The following is a 17,461-nucleotide window of genomic DNA, read 5'->3' on the forward strand; positions in this document are numbered from 1 at the left end:
CCATGCGGCTGTCCGTGGTGCTCGACTGCCTCGACCCTGCGGGTCTGGTCGACTTCTGGCGGGCAGCTCTGGGGTACGACCACGTCGGGTCGGCGCCGGGCTTCGAGGTGCTCCGGCCAAGCGCGGGCGAACCGCCGGGCCCGGTGTACATCCTGCAAGCGGTGGGTGAGGAACGCCTGGCCAAGAACCGGATGCACGTCGACATCCACCCGCCGCTCGACCTCGGCGTCCCCGACCCGGGCCACCCGCCGCCTGACGCGCGGGCGCCCGACGGGGCGACTACAGGGCCTTGATGATGTCCTCGACGCGCTCCTTGGCGTCGCCGAAGAGCATCTGGCTGTTCTCCTTGTAGAACAACGGGTTCTGCACCCCGGCATAACCGGTGGCCATCGACCGCTTGAAGACCACCACGTTGCGGGCCTTCCAGACCTCGAGCACCGGCATACCGGCGATCGGCGAGCCGGGCTCGTCGGTCGCGGAAGGGTTCACCGTGTCGTTGGCTCCGATGACCAGGACCACGTCGGTGTCAGGGAAGTCCTCATTGATCTCGTCCATCTCCAGGACGATGTCGTACGGCACCTTGGCCTCGGCCAGCAGGACGTTCATGTGGCCTGGCAGCCGGCCCGCGACGGGGTGGATGCCGAACCGGACGTTGACGCCCTTCTTGCGCAGCTGCGAGGTGAGCTCCGCGACCGGGTACTGCGCCTGCGCGACCGCCATGCCGTAGCCCGGCGTGATGACAACCGACGAGGCGTCCTTGAGCAGCTCGGCGACATCGGCGGCGATGGTCTCGCGGTGCTCGCCGTAGTCCTTGTCCGCCCCGACCGAGACCTCCTGGCCGAAGCCGCCGGCAATGACCGACACGAACGAGCGGTTCATGGCCTGGCACATGATGTACGAGAGGATCGCACCCGAGGAGCCGACCAGGGCGCCGGTCACGATGAGCAGGTCGTTGCCGAGCATGAAGCCGGCCGCGGCCGCCGCCCACCCCGAGTAGCTGTTGAGCATCGACACGACCACGGGCATGTCGCCGCCCCCGATCGAGGCGACGAGGTGCCAGCCGAACGCCAACGCGATCACGGTCATCAGCGCCAGCGGCACCATCGAGTGCGACGTCACGAACCACACCAGCAGGACCGCCGAGACGACGAGGGCGGCGAGGTTGAGCCAGTGCCGCGCCGGCAGCATGAGGGGCGAGGACTTGATGCGTGCGCTCAGCTTGAGGAACGCCACGATCGACCCGGTGAACGTCACCGCACCGATGAAGACCCCGAGGAACACCTCGACGCTGTGGATGTTGCCGACCGCGTCACCACCGTTGGGTGACTCCAGGTAGGAGCTGTAGCCGACGAGCACCGCCGCCAGCCCGACAAAGCTGTGCAGCATCGCCACCAGCTCGGGCATCTGGGTCATCTCGACGACCCGCGCGCGCCACAGCCCGATGGACGCGCCGATCGCCATGGCCACCGCAATGAGCACGAGCGTGAGCAGACCGTTCGAGGCCTGCGAGACCGACAGCCACACCGTCGCGACCAGGGCGAGCCCCATGCCCGTGACGCCGAAGGCGTTGCCCTCCTTGGCTGTCTCGTGCTTCGAGAGACCAGCGAGGGAGAGGACGAAGAGCACCGCTGCGACGATGTATGCCGCCTGCACCAGGTTGGCGGTGACGTTGCCACTCATACGGGTTCAGTCCTTCCGGAACATCTGGAGCATGCGACCGGTCACGGCGAACCCTCCGAAGATGTTGATCGAGGCGACCGCGGTCGCGATGAACGCGATCGTCTGGATCACCGGGTCGCTACTGCCGAGCTGGAGCACACCGCCGACGAGGATGATGCCGCTGATCGCGTTGGTCTCGGACATCAGCGGGGTGTGCAAGGCGTGGGCGACGTTCGAGATGACGTAGAACCCGACGATCACGGCGAGCGCGAACACGGTGAAGTGGCCGAGGAAGGCCGACGGCGAGAACGCCGCCACCAGGGCGAACACCGCAGCCGCCACGAGCATCCCGGCGTACTTGCGCCGGGGGTCCTTCGGGGCACGCGGCTGCTTCGGGGCCGGCGGGGGCGCCGTGGCCACCGGGGCTGCGCTCACCTGGACCGGCGGCGGCGGCCACAGGGGACTCTCCGCCGCGGCATACCGTCATGCCGCGCTGGACCACGTCCTCGAGGTCGAGCACCAGCTGACCGTCCTTGGCCGGCGTCAGCAGCTTGAGCAGGTTGACCAGGTTGGTGCCGAAGAGCTGGCTCGCTTGCGTCGGCAGACGCCCGGGGAGGTCGGTGTAGCCGATCAGCCGAACCCCGTTGGCGGTCGTGACCAGCTGGTCGGCGACGGTGCCGGCGACGTTGCCGCCGTTGGACGCCGCCATGTCGACGACGACCGAACCGGGCTTCATCGAGGCGACCATCTCCTCGGTGAGCAGCCGGGGAGCTGGCCTGCCGGGGATCAGCGCGGTGGTGATGACGATGTCGACGTCCTTGGCCTGCTCGGCGTAGAGCTCGGCGGCCTTGCGGTTGAAGTCCTCGCCCATCTCCTTGGCGTAGCCCGTGGCGGAAGGGCCCTCGTCCTCGACCTCGATGCGCAGGAACTCGGCGCCCATCGACTCGACCTGCTCGCCCACCTCGGCGCGCGCGTCGAACGCCCGCACGATGGCTCCCAGGCTGCTCGCGGTGCCGATCGCGGCCAGGCCCGCGACGCCGGCGCCGACGACGAGGACCTTGGCCGGCGGCACCTTGCCAGCCGCGGTGACCTGCCCGGTGAACAGCGACCCGAACTCGTGGGCGGCCTCGATCACGGCACGGTAGCCACCGATGTTGGCCATCGAGGACAGCACGTCGAGGGACTGGGCCCGGGAGATGCGCGGCACGGCGTCCATCGCGAGCGCGGTGACGCCGGCCGCGGTGAGTTGCTCGACGAGCTCGGGGCTCAGAGCCGGGGAGAGGAGCGAGGCGAGCACGGCGTCGGGCTTGAGCAACCCGATCTCGTCCTGTGTGGGAGCGTTGATCTTGAGGACGATGTCGCTGCCCCAGACCTCGAGGCGGTCGACGAGCGACGCCCCCGCCGCGGCATACATCTCGTCGGAGAAGGACGCGCGTGCACCGGCCCCGCGCTCGATGACGACCTCGTAACCGAGGCCGACGAGCTGACCCACCGTCTTGGGGGTCGCCGCGACCCGGGTCTCGCCCGGTCGTGACTCCTGTGGCACACCGATCCGCACTGCAGCACTCCCATGGTGGAAGGTCGAGGGACGGACGCCAACCTAGGGGCAAATCACCCCTCCTGGCACCCACCTGTGACGACAGTCGCGCCCGCCGTCCAGAAGGTGGACGACGGGCGCGACAGCAAGTCCCGCTGGGCGGGTCAGCTCAGACGAGGCCGATCACGATCAGCGTCATGAGGGCGATCAACGTGATGGCGCCGAGGAACAGGCCGCCGCCGATGTCGGACTGGGTCTCGGCGTACGGGCGGTCCTGGTGCAGGTAGTCGTGGGGGTAGTGCGGGGCGCGGTGCGCGCCGTGGGTGCGAGTCAGGTTGGTGGTCATGGTGCCTCGCCTCCTTTCGGTTACGATACGAACCGTAGCGTATCTATCGCGCACCGTTCAAGCCGAGGCCGTGTGGTATGCACCACGCCCACCTCCGTACCGAGCCCCCGAAGGAGCTCAGGCCGTGCCACCCACGTCACCGTGCGGGACCGGCTGGCCGAGCCGGCCGGCCTCGTAGTCCTCGAACGCCTGCACGAGCTCGGCGCGGGTGTTCATGACGAACGGGCCGGCCCACGCGACGGGCTCACGGATGGGGCGCCCACCGAGGATGACGACGTCGAGCCCGGCGGCGAACCGCTGCTGCTGGCTCTGGGCGGCGGACAGGCGCAAGGCATCGCCCGCTCCGAGCACGGCGAGCTGGCCGGTGCCGATCGGCGTCTGGTCGGGTCCGACGAACCCGTCACCGCTCATCACATAGACCAAGGCGTTGAAGTCCGGCCGCCACGGCAGGCTCAGCTCGCCGCCCGGGGCCACCGTGGCGTGCACCATCGCCATCGGGGTGTGCGTCGAACCGGGCCCGGCGACGCCACCCACGTCGCCGGCGATGACGCGCAGCAGGGAACCGCCGTCGGCGGAGGTCGCCAGCCCGACCTCGCTGGAGCGCAGGTCCTGGTATGCCGGGGCCTTGAGCTTGTCAGCCCGCGGCAGGTTGACCCAGAGCTGGAACCCGTGGAACAGGCCGCCGCTCACGACCAGGTGCTCCGGCGGGGCCTCGATGTGCAGGATCCCCGCACCGGCCGTCATCCACTGGGTGTCGCCATCGGTGATCGTGCCGCCACCACCGAACGAGTCGTGATGGTCGAAGATCCCGTCGATGATGTACGTCACCGTCTCGAACCCACGGTGCGGGTGCCACGGCGTGCCCTTCGGTTCGCCCGGCGCATACTCCACCTCACCCATCTCGTCGAGGTGGATGAAGGGGTCGAGGTCCCTCAGGTCGACGCCGGCGAAGGCTCGCTTGACCGGGAAGCCCTCTCCCTCGACGCCACCAGGGGCCGTCGTGACCGACCTGACCGGACGCTGCGCCGCGCCGACGCCCGGCGAGGGGATGCGGGGCAGGACGGTGAGGTCGGCAACCGAGACAGCAGGCATGTTCGCTCCCAGATAGTTCGAAATTCAACTATCCCTGCAACGCAGCGACCCGTCAAGCCATTCCGCGCACTCGGATCGGGCTGGCCGGGTACGGCTAGAGGCCGAGTTCGGCCACCGACTTCTCGCGCATCTCGACCTTGCGGACCTTGCCCGTCACCGTCATCGGGAACTCGTCGACCACGGTGACGTACCGAGGGATCTTGTAGTGCGCCAGCTTTCCCGTGGCGAACGCGCGCACCCCCTCGGCGTCAAGCGGCTCGGCGCCCTCCCGCATCCGGATCCAGGCACACAGCTCCTCGCCGTACTTCGCGTCGGGCACCCCGATCACCTGGGCGTCGAGGATGTCCGGGTGGGTGTAGAGGAACTCCTCGATCTCGCGCGGGTAGATGTTCTCGCCCCCGCGGATCACCATGTCCTTGATCCGCCCCGTGATCTGGACGTAGCCGTCCGCGTCCATCACCGCGATGTCTCCGGTGTGCATCCACCCGTCGACGAGCACCTCGTCGGTCTTGTCCTGCTGGCCCCAGTACCCGAGCATCACCGAGTAGCCCTTGGTGCAGAACTCCCCCGCCTGGCCGGCCGGAAGCGTCTCACCCGAGACGGGGTCGACGACCTTGATCTCGAGGTGCGGCATGACCCGACCCACCGTGCCGACCTTGCGCTCGAACGAGTCATCGCGACGAGTCTGCGCCGAGACCGGCGAGGTCTCGGTCATCCCGTAGCAGATGGTCATCTCCTCGATGCCCGCCGCGATGAGCTTCTCCATCATCGTCGCGGGGCAGGGCGAACCCGCCATGATCCCGGTGCGCACTGACGCGAGGTCGTAGGACGCGAAGTCCGGCAAGGACCACTCCGCGATGAACATCGTGGGCACGCCGTAGAGCGAGGTGCACCGCTCGTCGGCGGTCGCCCGCAGGGTCGCAGCGGGGTCGAAGCCCGGCGCCGGGATCACCATGCAGGCCCCGTGGGAGGTGGCCGCGAGGTTGCCCATGACCATGCCGAAGCAGTGGTAGAAGGGCACCGGGATGCAGATCCGGTCCTGCTCGGTGTAGCCGCAGACCTCACCGACGAAATAGCCGTTGTTGAGGATGTTGCGGTGCGAGAGCGTGGCTCCCTTGGGGAAGCCTGTGGTGCCCGAGGTGTACTGGATGTTGATGGGGTCGTGGGGATCGAGGCCGCCCTGGACCTGCGCCACCTGCTCAGTCGTCACCCCGTCGGCCCCCGCCAGCAAGGACTCCCAGGAGTCGGTGCCGAACACGTAGACCCCCGCCAGGTCCGGGCAGCTGGCCCGCACTTCCTCGACCATCGCGACGTAGTCACTCGTCTTGAACGACTCGGCCAGGAACAGGTGCGAGATGCCCGCCTGCTTCAGGACGTACTCCAGCTCGTGGGTGCGGTAGCTGGGGTTGATGTTGACGAGAATGGCTCCGATCTTGGCCGTGGCGTACTGGACGACGACCCACTCGGCGCAGTTCGGCGCCCAGATCCCCACGCGCTCGCCCTTCGCGACGCCAGCGGCGAGCAGCGCCCGGGCGAGCCGGTCGACCTCGCCCGCGAACGCGGCATACGTCCATCGCAGGCCGCGCGGCACGTCGACGAGCGCCTCGCGATCGGCGAACCGAGCCACGGTCGCGTCGAGGTTGTCGGGGATGGTCTGCTCGAGCAAGGGGGGATCGGTCTCGCCGACCGCATACGACAACGTGGTCATGCCCTTCATCCCACCGTGCCCACCTGCATCCCACAACCCCTCGATTCGGCTGGATGGCGAACGCAAAACCCCGTGTCGACCAGGGGTCACCGGCAGGTAGCGTCGCCCCCGACATGAGCGCGACCCTCAAGGCCTCCGACCTCGCTGCCGGCCACGGCGCACGAGCCCTCTTCTCGGGGCTCGATCTCGTGGTGGGCGCTGGCGACGTCGTCGGCCTCGTCGGAGCCAACGGCGCGGGCAAGTCCACCCTGCTGCGCCTGCTGGCCGGCGAGCTCGAGCCGGAGCAGGGCACCGTGACCCTGAGCCCGCGGGCCGCCTCGGTCGGGCACCTGCCGCAGGAGCCCGAGCGCCGGGCCGGCGAGACCGTGGCCGGGTTCCTCGCCCGACGCACCGGGGTGAGCGCCGCCGAGACGGAGCTGAACGCGGCCGCCGAGGCGCTCGGCGAGGCCGGTCCGGGCGCCGACGACCGGTATGCCGTGGCGCTCGAGTCGTGGCTCGCGCTGGGCGGCGCGGACCTCGAGGAGCGCGCCGCCGGGACCCTCGCCGGGCTCGGCCTCGGGGTCGATCCCGAGACACCGATGACCGCGCTCTCGGGTGGGCAGGCGGCCCGGGCCGGTCTCGCAGCCCTCCTGCTCTCGCGCTACGACCTGCTGCTGCTCGACGAGCCGACCAACGACCTCGACCTGGACGGCCTCGAGCGGCTGGAGCAGTTCGTCGCGGGCCTGCGCAGCCCCGCAGTGATCATCAGCCACGACCGGGAGTTCCTGGCGCACACCGTCACCCGGGTGGTCGAGCTCGACCTCGCCCAGCAGCAGGTCGCGGTCTACGAGGGCGGGTACGACGCCTACCTCGCCGAGCGGGAGGTGGCGCGGCGGCACGCGCGAGAGGCCTACGAGGACTACGCCGACACCCGCACCCGGCTCGAAGAGCGCGCCGTCACCCAGCGGAACTGGATGACCGTCGGCGTCCGCAACGCCCGTCGCAAGAAGACCGACAACGACAAGTTCGTCCCCGCATTCCGCGCAGAGTCGGCCGAGAAGCAGGCGGCCAAGGCGCGGCAGACCGAGCGCATGATCGAGCGGCTGGAGGAGGTCGACGAGCCGCGCAAGGAGTGGGAACTGCGGATGACCATCGCCGCGGCGCCGCGCTCCGGTTCGGTGGTCGCCTCCGCAGCGGGGGCGATGGTCCGTCGCGGAGACTTCACCCTGGGGCCTGTCGACGTCCAGGTCGACTGGGCCGACCGGATCGTCGTCACCGGCGCCAACGGGTCGGGCAAGACGACGCTGCTCGGGATGCTGCTGGGCACCGTGCCCGTCGACGAGGGGACCGCCGGGCTGGGCTCCTCGGTGCGGGTCGGCGAGGTCGACCAGGCCCGTGGGCTGTTCCTCGGCCCGCAGACCCTGGCCCGGGCGTTCGGCGACGCACTGCCCGACTGGCCCGACGCGGAGGTCCGCACCCTCCTGGCCAAGTTCGGCCTCGGAGCCGAGCACGTCCACCGCGCCGCCGACTCACTCTCGCCGGGGGAACGCACCCGGGCCGCGCTCGCGCTGTTGCAGGCCCGGGAGGTCAACCTGCTCGTGCTCGACGAGCCCACCAACCACCTCGACCTGCCGGCGATCGAGCAGCTCGAGCAGGCTCTCGACTCCTTCGGTGGCACGGTCCTGCTGGTCACGCACGACCGCCGCATGCTGGCCGACGTGCGGGCGACCCGGCGTTGGCACGTCGAGAACGGCCGGCTCCGCGAGCTCTAGCTGAGGAAGAGGTCAGGCGCCAGGCCCTCGTCCTTGCCGGTCATCGAGTACGGCGCGAAGTCGGCGACCCCGCGGGCGCGCAGGAGGTCCTCGTCGATGATGGTCTGGCCGTTGAGGGTCTGGCCGTCGGTGGTGAGCACCTCGTAGGCCGCGTCGGCGACGATGTCCGGCCTCCGGCTGACCTTGACCATCTGGTCGCCGCCGGGCAGGTTGCCGATCGCGTCGGTCGCCACGAGGGTGGCGGGCCACAGGCAGGTCGACGAAATGCCCTTCTGACCCAGCTCGTGGGCGAACCCGAGTGCCGCCATGGTCATGCCGTACTTGGCCATCGTGTATGCCGGGTGGCCGGCGAACCAGCGCGGGTCGAGGTTGATCGGGGGGCTCAGCGTGAGCACCTTGGGGTCGGGTGAGGCGAGCAGGTGCGGGAGCGCCGCACGGGTGAGCATGAACGTCCCGCGGACGTTGACGTCCTGCATGAGGTCGTAGCGCTTCGGGTCGAGACTCGCGGTCGGGCTGAGGTTGAGCACGCTGGCGTTGTTGACCACGATGTCGATGCCACCGAACTGCGCCGCCGCCTTGTCGACGGCCGAGGCGATCGTCTCGTCGTCGCGCACGTCGCCCACGATCGGCAGGGCGTGTCCGCCGGCTGCTTCGATGGCCGCCGCCGCGGTGTGGATGGTGCCGGCGAGACGGGGGTCGGGTGCGCTGGTCTTGGCGATGAGCGCGATATTGGCGCCGTCCCGGGCCGCGCGCACGGCGATCGCCAGGCCGATCCCGCGGCTGCCGCCAGACATGATGATGGTCTTGCCGGAGAGCGTCGTCATGCCGGCGAGCCTAGTTACCGGCGGGTAAGGGCGGAACCTGCTGGGCGCGTGAGCCTCACCACCCACTCACCCACTCCGGCAGGGCCCTCGCTCGGCTGTGGGCACCGTCGTGGAGCTCAGGGGAGCGGTGTGTCGTTGAGGCGGCGCAGCAGGCGCGCCAGCTCGGCGATGTCCGGCTTGTCCCAGGAGCGCAGCTGCGTGCGCAACCGCTCGCGGCGCGCCTCGAACGCCCCGTCGAGGGCAGCCTCACCCTTGGTCGTCAGCCGAACCTGTCGGGCCCTGGCGTCGTCGGGGTCGAGAACGCGCTCGATGAGGCCGAGGTCCTCCAACGTGGACAGGTTTCGGCTGGTGGTGGACTTGTGGAGGCCGAGCACCTCGGACACCTCACCTCCGCGAGCTCCCCCGCCGGCAGCGGCGAGCTCGCGCACGGCCACGAGCACGGCATACCCGGCCGAGTCGAGGTCGGGGTGCACGTCGGCCGCCGTGCGTCGCTGGCCGGTTCGGGCCCGGCGCAACAGCCTGGTGAGCTCGACCTCGAGTTCGCCAAGGGGAGAGCGTGGGGACATGAGCAGGAGCCTACGATGCCCGCCCGTCCCCGGGTGCCGGTGTGGCGACGGGCGGCCCGTCGACCCGGGCTGAGAGACTGGAGCCGTGCGCCCCGTGACCCAGTCCTCCAAGCTGCAGAACGTCCGTTACGACGTGCGCGGTCCGATCCTCCAGGAGGCCCACCGGCTCGAGGCCGAAGGCCACCGGATCATGAAGCTCAACATCGGCAACCCTGCGCCGTTCGGGTTCGAGGCGCCCGAGTCGATCCTCGTCGACATGATCCACAACCTGCCCGAGGCCCAGGGCTACTCGGACTCACGAGGGATCTTCTCCGCCCGCACCGCAGTCGCCCACTTCTACCAGGAGGAGGGCCTCAAGGACGTCACCGTGGAGGACGTCTTCATCGGCAACGGCGTCAGCGAGATGATCTCCCTCGTCCTGCAGGCGATGGTCGACAACGGCGACGAGGTCCTCATCCCCGCTCCGGACTACCCGCTGTGGACCGCGGCGGTCACCCTCGCCGGGGGCAAGGCGGTGCACTACCTCTGCGACGAGGCCAACGGCTGGAACCCCAGCCTCGACGACATCGAGAGCCGGATCACGAGTCGCACCAAGGCCATCGTCCTCATCAACCCCAACAACCCGACCGGAGCGGTGTACTCCGAGCAGATCGTCCGGGGCTTCGTCGAGCTCGCCACGAAGCACGACCTCGTCCTGCTCGCCGACGAGATCTACGAGAAGATCCTGTACGACGGCGCCCGGCACGTGCACGCCGCGACGTATGCCCACGACATCCTCTGCCTGACGTTCAGCGGCCTCTCGAAGGCGTACCGCGTCGCCGGCTTCCGGTCCGGCTGGGTCGTCATCACGGGAGCGCGCGAGCGCGCCGCCAACTTCCTCGAGGGCCTGACCCTGCTGGCGAACATGCGGATGTGCGCGAACGTCCCGGCGCAGCACGCGATCCAGACCGCGCTCGGTGGCTACCAGTCGATCAACGACCTGATCCTGCCCGGCGGACGCCTGCTCGCCCAGCGGGACCTGGCCCATCGCCTCATCACCGAGATCCCCGGCGTGAGCTGCGTCAAGCCCCAGGGCGCGCTCTACCTGTTCCCCCGCCTCGACCCCGAGGTCTACCCCATCGAGGACGACCAGGCCTTCGTCATCGAGCTGCTGCGCTCGACGCACATCCTCATCACCAACGGCACGGGCTTCAACTGGCCCACGCCCGACCACGTGCGCATCGTCACCCTCCCGAGCGTCGAGGACCTCGAGTTCGCGATCGGCCGGATCGCGGGCTTCCTGGAGACCAAGCGCCGCTGATGCGCCGAGGAGACCCGGGCCTGCTGGCCGCCATCGCTGCCGGGGGTGCCGTGGGTTCCCTCGGCCGGTATGCCGCGGGACTGGCGCTGCCCCACGCGGCCGGGGCGTTCCCGTGGGCGACCTTCCTCGTCAACATCGGGGGGTCGCTGGCCATGGGTGTCCTCGTGGTCTGGGTGCTCTCGATGGATCAGCCGCACCCGTGGCTGCGACCGTTCCTCGGCGTGGGCGTGCTGGGTGGGTGGACCACCTTCTCCGGCTACGCCCTGGACACGCACGCGATGGTGACGGGCGGTCACGCGCTGAGCGGCGCGGCATACGTCGTCGGCTCGCTCGTGGTCGGCCTTGCCGCGGTCGGTGTGGGGATCAGCCTGGGTGAACGCGTCTTCGGGCGGCGGCCGTGACCGTCCTCCTCGTCATCGCGGGGGCGGTCGTGGGAGCGCCGCTGCGCTTCCTCGTCGATCGTTGGTCACGCGAACACTCTTCTGCCGGAACGATTCTCGGCACCTTGATCGTCAACGTCGCCGGGTCGTTCATCCTCGGCCTCGCTGCAGGGGCGCCAGGGTTGCCGGCCTGGGTGTCGCCCTTGGTGGGAGTCGGCTTCTGCGGGGCTCTGACAACGTTCTCCACGCTGGCGTTCGAGACCTGGGTCTTCTTCGAGGAGCGAGCCTGGCGCCCGTTCGTCGGAAACCTCGCCCTGTCCCTGGGTCTCGGGCTGCCCGCCGTGTGGCTGGGGTACGCCCTCGGCTGCCGGTTCGGCTGACCGACCCCGGTGCCTGCCGCAGACTCACAGGGCACGTACAGGCGGAGGACAGCCGCCCTTCGGCCTTCGCGCGCACGATCAACCCATGAGCACCCCCGCAGGCCCCGTGGACGTCCTGACCCGGCGAGCCGACCCGCGGGGTCGCCCCGGAGTCGGGCGGCGCACGGCCCTGGTCTGCCTGGCGTGCGCGGTGGTCCTCGTCCCGTGGGTCGCCTACCTCGCGACCTCGCTCCCCCAGACGTACGTCCTCGCGAACTGGAACAGCGCGTGGGTCGGCTTCGACGTGCTGCTCATGGCCCTGCTCGGCACCACGGGGGCGCTCGCACGTCGGGCACACCCGCTCCATGTGCCGGCCGCGTTCGCCTCGGCGGCCTTCCTCGTCGCCGACGCGTGGTTCGACGTGATGACCTCGAGTGGTTCGGCCCTCGTCGTCTCACTCGCGGCCGCGGTCACCATCGAGCTGCCGCTGGCGGCCTTCCTGCTCCGCTACGGAACGCGGGTGGTCAGCGAGGCCGTAGCAGTCCGCTGATCGTGGCGTAGATCGAGTCGGCCCACCGCTCGACGGACCAGCCGCGCCGAAGGACGAGCAGCTCGAACATCTCCGGCGCCGTGACCGACCACATGAGGTCGGCCGCCGCCTGGACGTCGACGCCAGCGCCAAGGTGACCGGCATCGGCCAGGAAACGGGCGTTCTCGGTCATGCGGCGGTAGCGGTCGTCATCCATCTCGCGGAGCAGCACGCCCAGGGCCGGGTCCACGACGGCTGCGTCACGCACCATCAGCCAGATCGGAGAGACCCGGGGCGCCACCTCCATGGAGAGCCGGGACCAGCCGTACAGCACGGTGGACGGGTCGGCGGTGCCGCGCAGCTCGTCGGAGCGCTGGTATGCCGGGACCGGCCCCTCCCCCTCGAGCCCTTGGCGGTACAGCGCCTCGACGAGCCCGGTCTTGCCACCGAAGGACTTGTAGACCGTCTCCTGGGAGACGCCCGCCTGGTCCGCGATCGCCGCCACAGTGGCGCGGGCGAAGCCGACGTCGAGGAACAGCGTGCGTGCAGCCTCGAGGACCCGCGCTCGTCGCGCCGACGCGGCATCCCTTCGGCGCGACGAGTCGTAGTCACGCTGGGCCTTGACAGGACCACCCAACCGGATCACACTCCAATTTAGATACAGTCGACTGTATCAAAAGGGGGAACCGTCGTGACACTGCAGCCCGAGCCTCAGCCAGAAGCCACCTTCGCCCACCGCCTTGCGGCGGCGACCAGCGCGCACGACCTCGACGCCGTGGTCGCCTGCTTCACCGAGGACTACCTCAACGACACACCACTCCATCCGGCCCGCAGCTTCCGGGGCCGAGACCAGGTGCGCCGCAACTGGACCCAGATCTTCGCCAGCGTCCCGGACATCACGGCCGAGGTGCTGCGGAGCGATCTCGCCGGAGACACGCTGTGGTCGGAGTGGGAGCTGCGGGGCACCAGGCCTGACGGTGGAGCCCACCTCATGCGCGGCGTCATGGTGTTCACGGTCGAGGGTGACCGAGCGTCGGCGGTCCGGTTCTACCTCGAGCCGGTGGACGACGACGGCCGGGATGCTGACCAGGCGGTGCGCGAGCTGGTCGGCCGGCCAAGGCCATGATCCTGGTGGCTGGTGGCTCCGGGCTGCTGGGAAGCCGCCTGGCCACCGACCTGTGCGCCCGGGGCCACGCCGTGAGGGTGCTGAGCCGCGGGTTGACCCCGCTCTCCCGTCCCCTTCCCGACCAGGTCGAGGTGGTGCACGGCGATGTCCGTGACCGGGCGAGCATCAGCCGGGCGATGGCGGGCGTCGACCAGGTCGTCTCGGCGGTCCAGGGTTTCGCTGGACCGGGCGGCGGCACGCCTGCGACGGTGGACCTCGGCGGCAACCTCAACCTCATCGCCGAGGCTGAGGCGCGCGGCGCCTCCTTCGTGCTGATCTCGGTTCTCGGCGCGGCAGCCGACAGCCCGATGGAGCTCTTCCGGGCGAAGTACGCGGCGGAGCAACGACTTCGCGCGGCGACCTGTCCGTGGACGATCATCCGCCCCGACGCGAGTGCCGAGACGTGGGTGGGGCTGATGGACCAGACGGCCGGGTCCGCCCACCGACCGCTGGTGTTCGGTCGCGGGGACAACCCCATCGCGTGGGTGTCAGTGGACGACGTCGTGGCGCTGACCGTGCGGGTCGTCACGGACGACTCCTTGCGCGGACGGACCCTGGAGATCTGCGGACCGCAGCAGGCCACCCTGCGTGAGCTTGCCTCGATGGTGATGGCGCAGCGCGGATGGCCCGGACACCCGCGGCGGATCCCCCGGCCGGTGCTGCACCTCATGGCGGCGGTTACCTCGCTGGTCCGCCCCCAGCTGGCCCGGCAGGCCCGGGCTTCGCTGGCCATGGACAGCCTGCCGACCGCGCGGGACGACGCGCTTCGGGCGGAGTTCCCGGACCTTCCGCGCATACCGGTGTCAGACATCGTCGCGAGAACCGTGTCGATCGCCTGAGGGCGGGTAGTGCACCCCTGGATGCCAGTGCCCGGCACCCGCCCCGACGACGAGAGCTGAGCTGACCCCCATGACCGAGCCACACCCGACCCCATCCACGAGCGCACACGCCCAGCGACGTCGACGGGTCGTCGCGGTGACCGGCGCGTCCGGCGGGATCGGCCGCGCCAGCGCGATCGCCTTCGGCCGACGTGGCGATGCCGTCGCGCTGCTGGCCCGGGGCGAGGAGGGCCTCGAGGCGGCGGCGGAGGAGGTCCGGGCCGCGGGAGGCGAGACCCTCGTCGTCCCGGCCGACATGGCCGACGCCGACCAGGTACGCGAGGCAGTCACCCGCATCGAGGACGAGCTCGGGCCCATCGACGTGTGGGTCAACGTGGCCTTCACGTCGGTGTTCAGCCGGTTCGACGACATCACCCCGGAGGAGTTCACGAGGGTGACCCAGGTCAGCTACCTCGGCTACGTCTACGCCACCATGGCCGTCCTGCCCCGGATGAAGGAGCGCGGGCACGGCGCCATCGTCCACGTCGGCTCGGCGCTGGCCTACCGGGGCATCCCACTCCAGACGGCATACTGCGGTTCGAAGCACGCCATCCAGGGGTTCCACGAGTCGCTGCGGTGCGAGCTGCTCCACGACAAGAGCCCGGTGAAGGTCACCATGGTGCAGATGCCGGCGGTGAACACCCCGCAGTTCTCATGGGTCCTGTCCCGCTTGCCGCACCGGCCCCAGCCGGTGCCGCCGATCTACCAACCCGAGGTGGCCGCCGACGCGGTCGTGTATGCCGCGGACCACCCCGGGCGGCGCGAGTACTGGGTGGGCGGCACGACCGCCGCCACGCTCATCGCCAACGCGGTCGCGCCCGGACTGCTCGACCGCTACCTGGCCCGGACGGGGATCTCCTCGCAACAGACCGACCAACCGCAACCCGCGGACGCGCCCAAGAACCTCTGGCAGCCCTCCGACCGGAGCCGGGACTTCGGGACGCACGGCAGGTTCGACGAGAAGTCGACGTATCGCAGCCCGCAGGCGTGGGCCTCCCAGCACCATGGCGTGCTGGGCGCCGCCGCGGCCGGTGTCGCCCTGCTGGCGGGCGCTGTGTCGGCAGTCCGATCCCGACGATGAGGGTCGGCGATGCGGCCAGGCTCGGCTACGGGTTGGCGTTGCTCGCGGATCCGCAAGGCGTGGCGCGCGCCCTGACTGGCACGGGACTGGACCACGGGGAGCAGGTCGCTGCGCGCGTCCTCGGCGTCCGGCACGTCGCCCAGGCCGTGGTGCTGGCGGTCGACGACCGGGCGCTTGCGCGGCGCGCAGGTCGGGTCGTCGACCTGATGCACGCCGCGAGCATGCTCGCCCTCGCCGCGTGGTCACCGCGTCGGCGCCGGATCGCCCTGACCGACGCCACGATTGCCAGCATGCTTGCGGCGCTTCCGTTGGGCCACCAGGGCTTCCCTCAGCGTGGCTCGTAGGCCAGGCCCGACCGGAACGCGGTGATCACCGCCTGGACGCGATCGCGCGCTGGGAGCTTCTGGAGCACTCGGGCGACGTGAGTCTTCACGGTCGCTTCTCCGACGACCAAGGTCCGCGCGATCTCGGCGTTCGACAGCCCATCGGCCATGAGACGGAGCACCTCGCGCTCACGATTGCTCAGGCGGGACACCGCCGCGGTGTCGTCCGTGGCTGCGCGATGGCGCGTCGCTCGATCGATCACGCGACGGGTCACCGCAGGTGCCAGCAGCGCGGCCCCGTTGGCGACGACCCGAACCGCACTGACCAGCTCGTCAGCTGGGGCATCCTTGAGCAGGAAGCCACTGGCCCCGGCAGCCAGGGCGCCGTAGACGTACGCGTCGTCGTCGAAGGTCGTCAGGATGACGACCGCAGGACCGTCGGCTGCCGCGCAGATCTCGCGGGTCGCCCACAGACCGTCCTGGATCGGCATACGGATGTCCATGAGCACCACGTCGGGTCGGTGCCGCGCGGCGGCAGCCACCGCCTCCGCGCCATCCTTGGCATCGCCCACGACCACCAGGTCGGGCTCACTGGCCAGGATCATCCGGAACCCGGTCCGCACCATCTCCTGGTCGTCTGCGATGAGCACGCGGATGCTCACGAGCCGACCTCACGCGGAAGGCGGCACCACACCCGGAACCCGCCTGAGGCAACGGGTCCGGTCTGGATCTCTCCGCCGTAGGCGGCGATGCGCTCGCGCATCCCCAGGAGACCGCGCCCGTCACGCGCCACGGTGGGGCTCACCTCGCCGGTGTCAGTCACGCTCACCTCGATGCCGCTCGCCTGCCAGACGAGCTGGACCCTCGCGGTCGCCGGCCGCGCGTGCTTGAGACTGTTCGTGAGGGCCTCCTGCACAATCCGGTATGCCGCGAGGTCGATGCCCTGGGGCAGCGTGCCGGGAGTGCCCGATTCCGCCACGGTCACCGGAAGTCCGGCCGAGCGCACCTGCTCGAGGAGGTGCGGCAAGTCAGCGAGACCGGGCTGGCGCGCGCGGGGGAGAGCGTCCTCCTCGCGCAGGAGGCCCAACAGGCGTCGCATCTCGGTCAGGGTCGCGCGCCCCGCCGTCTCGACGACCTCCAACGCGCTGCTGACCTCTGCAGGCTTGTCGCCGAGCACCCGACGCGCGCCCTGCGCCTGGATCACCATGACGCTGATGCTGTGCGTGACCACGTCATGCAGCTCACGCGCGAGGTGGGCCCGCTCGGCGGCCACGGCCAGGCGGGCCAGCTCCTGGCGCTCGGCCTCCAGCTGGCGGATCAGTGCCTGGGACCGGTCGGCGCGGGAACGCTGGAGGTGGACGGCGCGGCCGACCAGCCAGATGACGACGGGGATCGCGCTGTCGCTGACGAACCCCGACACTCCCCGAACTGCGTGGAGCGCCAGTCGTGGGCGACGATGCCCGCGAGCAGCGCCCCGAGGCCTGCAGCCGCGTCGCGGAGCCGGCAGCGTTCCGCCACGGTGAACGCGGCCAGCATCACCGCCAGGTACTCGCCGAAGACCGACGGCGGATCCGGGGTCAGGCCCATGAGGGCGACGCACGCTGCCACTGCTGTCGACACCGGGAACGGCGCCGCCCGGCGCCAAGCCAGGCTTCCCGTCGTCGCGAGCATGGCGACCCGCACCCACCAGGGCGAATGCACTGGGAGCTGCACCTGCGCCATGATCGACAGTGCCCCGGCCAGAGCAGCATCGACGACCCACGGGTTCGACGCCGCGAGCCGCAGACGCGTGACGACTGCCGGGTCCACACGCCGACTGTAGGGCGGCCCAGCCCGCCGGGCGTCCGCTTCGCGGTGGATCGCCCGTCCGCCCACGGGCTGACCGTCAGCGCGCGACAATCGGCGCACGACCTGACGACACGGCGCGCACCCACGGCGCATCCTCGAGGTCCAGGTGGCAGGG

Annotated in this window: 20 protein-coding genes and 1 pseudogene; 10 read left to right on the top strand and 11 right to left on the bottom strand. The window is 70.4% G+C overall.

Translation table 11 applies throughout. The features are described 5' to 3' along the window. Positions 1 to 2: 2 nt before the first annotated feature. On the top strand, positions 3 to 293 hold the full coding sequence (locus GKE56_RS12020; protein WP_154684745.1) for a VOC family protein: 291 nt from the start codon (positions 3 to 5) through the stop codon (positions 291 to 293). On the opposite strand, the gene pntB is transcribed toward GKE56_RS12020, so the two are convergent. From pntB to GKE56_RS12045, 5 genes and pseudogenes are all read right to left on the bottom strand, one after another. Continuing rightward, the gene (pntB, locus tag GKE56_RS12025) at positions 280 to 1,680 is read right to left on the bottom strand and encodes a Re/Si-specific NAD(P)(+) transhydrogenase subunit beta (RefSeq protein WP_154684746.1); all 1,401 of its coding nucleotides are present in this window, start codon (positions 1,678 to 1,680) and stop codon (positions 280 to 282) included. The two genes, GKE56_RS12020 and pntB, sit on opposite strands and share 14 nt — an antisense overlap. 6 nt (positions 1,681 to 1,686) lie before the next feature. After that, positions 1,687 to 3,217: pseudogene (locus GKE56_RS12030) on the bottom strand (Re/Si-specific NAD(P)(+) transhydrogenase subunit alpha). A gap of 148 nt (positions 3,218 to 3,365) precedes the next feature. Then, on the bottom strand, positions 3,366 to 3,542 hold the full coding sequence (locus GKE56_RS12035; protein WP_154684747.1) for a hypothetical protein: 177 nt from the start codon (positions 3,540 to 3,542) through the stop codon (positions 3,366 to 3,368). 117 nt (positions 3,543 to 3,659) lie between these two features. Beyond that, positions 3,660 to 4,634, bottom strand: coding sequence for a pirin family protein (locus tag GKE56_RS12040; protein WP_154684748.1), 975 nt, complete (start codon positions 4,632 to 4,634; stop codon positions 3,660 to 3,662). 94 nt (positions 4,635 to 4,728) lie between these two features. Then, positions 4,729 to 6,351, bottom strand: coding sequence for an AMP-binding protein (locus GKE56_RS12045; RefSeq protein WP_370518392.1), 1,623 nt, complete (start codon positions 6,349 to 6,351; stop codon positions 4,729 to 4,731). Between the two features lie 104 nt (positions 6,352 to 6,455). On the opposite strand from GKE56_RS12045, the gene GKE56_RS12050 reads away from it, so the two are divergent. Next, positions 6,456 to 8,093 (top strand): ABC-F family ATP-binding cassette domain-containing protein, encoded by a 1,638-nt coding sequence (locus tag GKE56_RS12050; RefSeq protein ID WP_154684750.1) that lies wholly within the window; start codon positions 6,456 to 6,458, stop codon positions 8,091 to 8,093. Here GKE56_RS12050 and GKE56_RS12055 read toward each other — a convergent pair. Both GKE56_RS12055 and GKE56_RS12060 read right to left on the bottom strand, forming a co-directional pair. Then, positions 8,090 to 8,917 carry an NAD(P)-dependent oxidoreductase gene (locus tag GKE56_RS12055; protein WP_154684751.1) on the bottom strand — a complete coding sequence of 276 codons (828 nt, stop codon included), beginning with the start codon at positions 8,915 to 8,917 and terminating at the stop codon, positions 8,090 to 8,092. The genes GKE56_RS12050 and GKE56_RS12055 overlap by 4 nt on opposite strands. Positions 8,918 to 9,033: 116 nt before the next feature. After that, entirely contained in the window at positions 9,034 to 9,483 is a 450-nt protein-coding gene (locus GKE56_RS12060; RefSeq protein ID WP_154684752.1) for a MarR family winged helix-turn-helix transcriptional regulator, read from the bottom strand. An 85-nt stretch (positions 9,484 to 9,568) separates the two neighbouring features. Between GKE56_RS12060 and GKE56_RS12065 the strand changes: the two genes are divergently transcribed. From GKE56_RS12065 to GKE56_RS12080, 4 genes are all read left to right on the top strand, one after another. Further along, complete coding sequence (locus tag GKE56_RS12065) at positions 9,569 to 10,783, top strand: pyridoxal phosphate-dependent aminotransferase (protein WP_195908100.1); 1,215 nt, start codon at positions 9,569 to 9,571, stop codon at positions 10,781 to 10,783. Then, positions 10,783 to 11,184: a CrcB family protein gene (locus GKE56_RS12070; protein ID WP_154684753.1), complete on the top strand. Its 402-nt coding sequence runs from the start codon at positions 10,783 to 10,785 to the stop codon at positions 11,182 to 11,184. Before GKE56_RS12065 ends, GKE56_RS12070 begins: the two co-directional genes overlap by 1 nt. After that, positions 11,181 to 11,543 (top strand): CrcB family protein, encoded by a 363-nt coding sequence (locus GKE56_RS12075; RefSeq protein ID WP_154684754.1) that lies wholly within the window; start codon positions 11,181 to 11,183, stop codon positions 11,541 to 11,543. Before GKE56_RS12070 ends, GKE56_RS12075 begins: the two co-directional genes overlap by 4 nt. An 85-nt stretch (positions 11,544 to 11,628) precedes the next feature. Next, complete coding sequence (locus GKE56_RS12080) at positions 11,629 to 12,072, top strand: hypothetical protein (RefSeq protein ID WP_230208931.1); 444 nt, start codon at positions 11,629 to 11,631, stop codon at positions 12,070 to 12,072. Here the strand turns inward: GKE56_RS12080 and GKE56_RS12085 are convergent. Further along, positions 12,047 to 12,688, bottom strand: coding sequence for a TetR/AcrR family transcriptional regulator (locus GKE56_RS12085; protein WP_154684755.1), 642 nt, complete (start codon positions 12,686 to 12,688; stop codon positions 12,047 to 12,049). The genes GKE56_RS12080 and GKE56_RS12085 overlap by 26 nt on opposite strands. Before the next feature lie 54 nt (positions 12,689 to 12,742). Here GKE56_RS12085 and GKE56_RS12090 point away from each other — a divergent pair, with 54 nt between their 5' ends. The 4 genes from GKE56_RS12090 (at position 12,743) to GKE56_RS12105 (ending at position 15,519) form a co-directional block, all read left to right on the top strand. Next, positions 12,743 to 13,177 (top strand): nuclear transport factor 2 family protein, encoded by a 435-nt coding sequence (locus tag GKE56_RS12090; protein ID WP_154684756.1) that lies wholly within the window; start codon positions 12,743 to 12,745, stop codon positions 13,175 to 13,177. Beyond that, positions 13,174 to 14,055 (top strand): SDR family oxidoreductase, encoded by an 882-nt coding sequence (locus GKE56_RS12095; RefSeq protein WP_154684757.1) that lies wholly within the window; start codon positions 13,174 to 13,176, stop codon positions 14,053 to 14,055. Before GKE56_RS12090 ends, GKE56_RS12095 begins: the two co-directional genes overlap by 4 nt. A gap of 70 nt (positions 14,056 to 14,125) precedes the next feature. After that, complete coding sequence (locus tag GKE56_RS12100; RefSeq protein ID WP_154684758.1) at positions 14,126 to 15,175, top strand: SDR family oxidoreductase; 1,050 nt, start codon at positions 14,126 to 14,128, stop codon at positions 15,173 to 15,175. Beyond that, positions 15,172 to 15,519, top strand: a complete 348-nt coding sequence (locus tag GKE56_RS12105) for a hypothetical protein (RefSeq protein ID WP_154684759.1) — start codon at positions 15,172 to 15,174, stop codon at positions 15,517 to 15,519. The genes GKE56_RS12100 and GKE56_RS12105 overlap by 4 nt, the downstream gene beginning before the upstream one ends. Here the strand turns inward: GKE56_RS12105 and GKE56_RS12110 are convergent. From GKE56_RS12110 to GKE56_RS16925, 3 genes are read right to left on the bottom strand one after another with little or no spacing between them, the layout of a single operon-like run. Further along, positions 15,504 to 16,160, bottom strand: a complete 657-nt coding sequence (locus tag GKE56_RS12110; RefSeq protein ID WP_154684760.1) for a response regulator transcription factor — start codon at positions 16,158 to 16,160, stop codon at positions 15,504 to 15,506. The genes GKE56_RS12105 and GKE56_RS12110 overlap by 16 nt on opposite strands. Next, a complete protein-coding gene (locus GKE56_RS12115; RefSeq protein WP_195908101.1) occupies positions 16,157 to 16,918 on the bottom strand; it encodes a sensor histidine kinase in 762 nt (253 codons plus the stop codon). Before GKE56_RS12115 ends, GKE56_RS12110 begins: the two co-directional genes overlap by 4 nt. Further along, complete coding sequence (locus GKE56_RS16925) at positions 16,816 to 17,307, bottom strand: hypothetical protein (RefSeq protein WP_195908102.1); 492 nt, start codon at positions 17,305 to 17,307, stop codon at positions 16,816 to 16,818. The genes GKE56_RS12115 and GKE56_RS16925 overlap by 103 nt, the downstream gene beginning before the upstream one ends. Positions 17,308 to 17,461 lie beyond the last annotated feature (154 nt).

This window comes from Nostocoides sp. HKS02 (assembly GCF_009707485.1).
Taxonomy (GTDB): Bacteria; Actinomycetota; Actinomycetes; order Actinomycetales; family Dermatophilaceae; genus Pedococcus.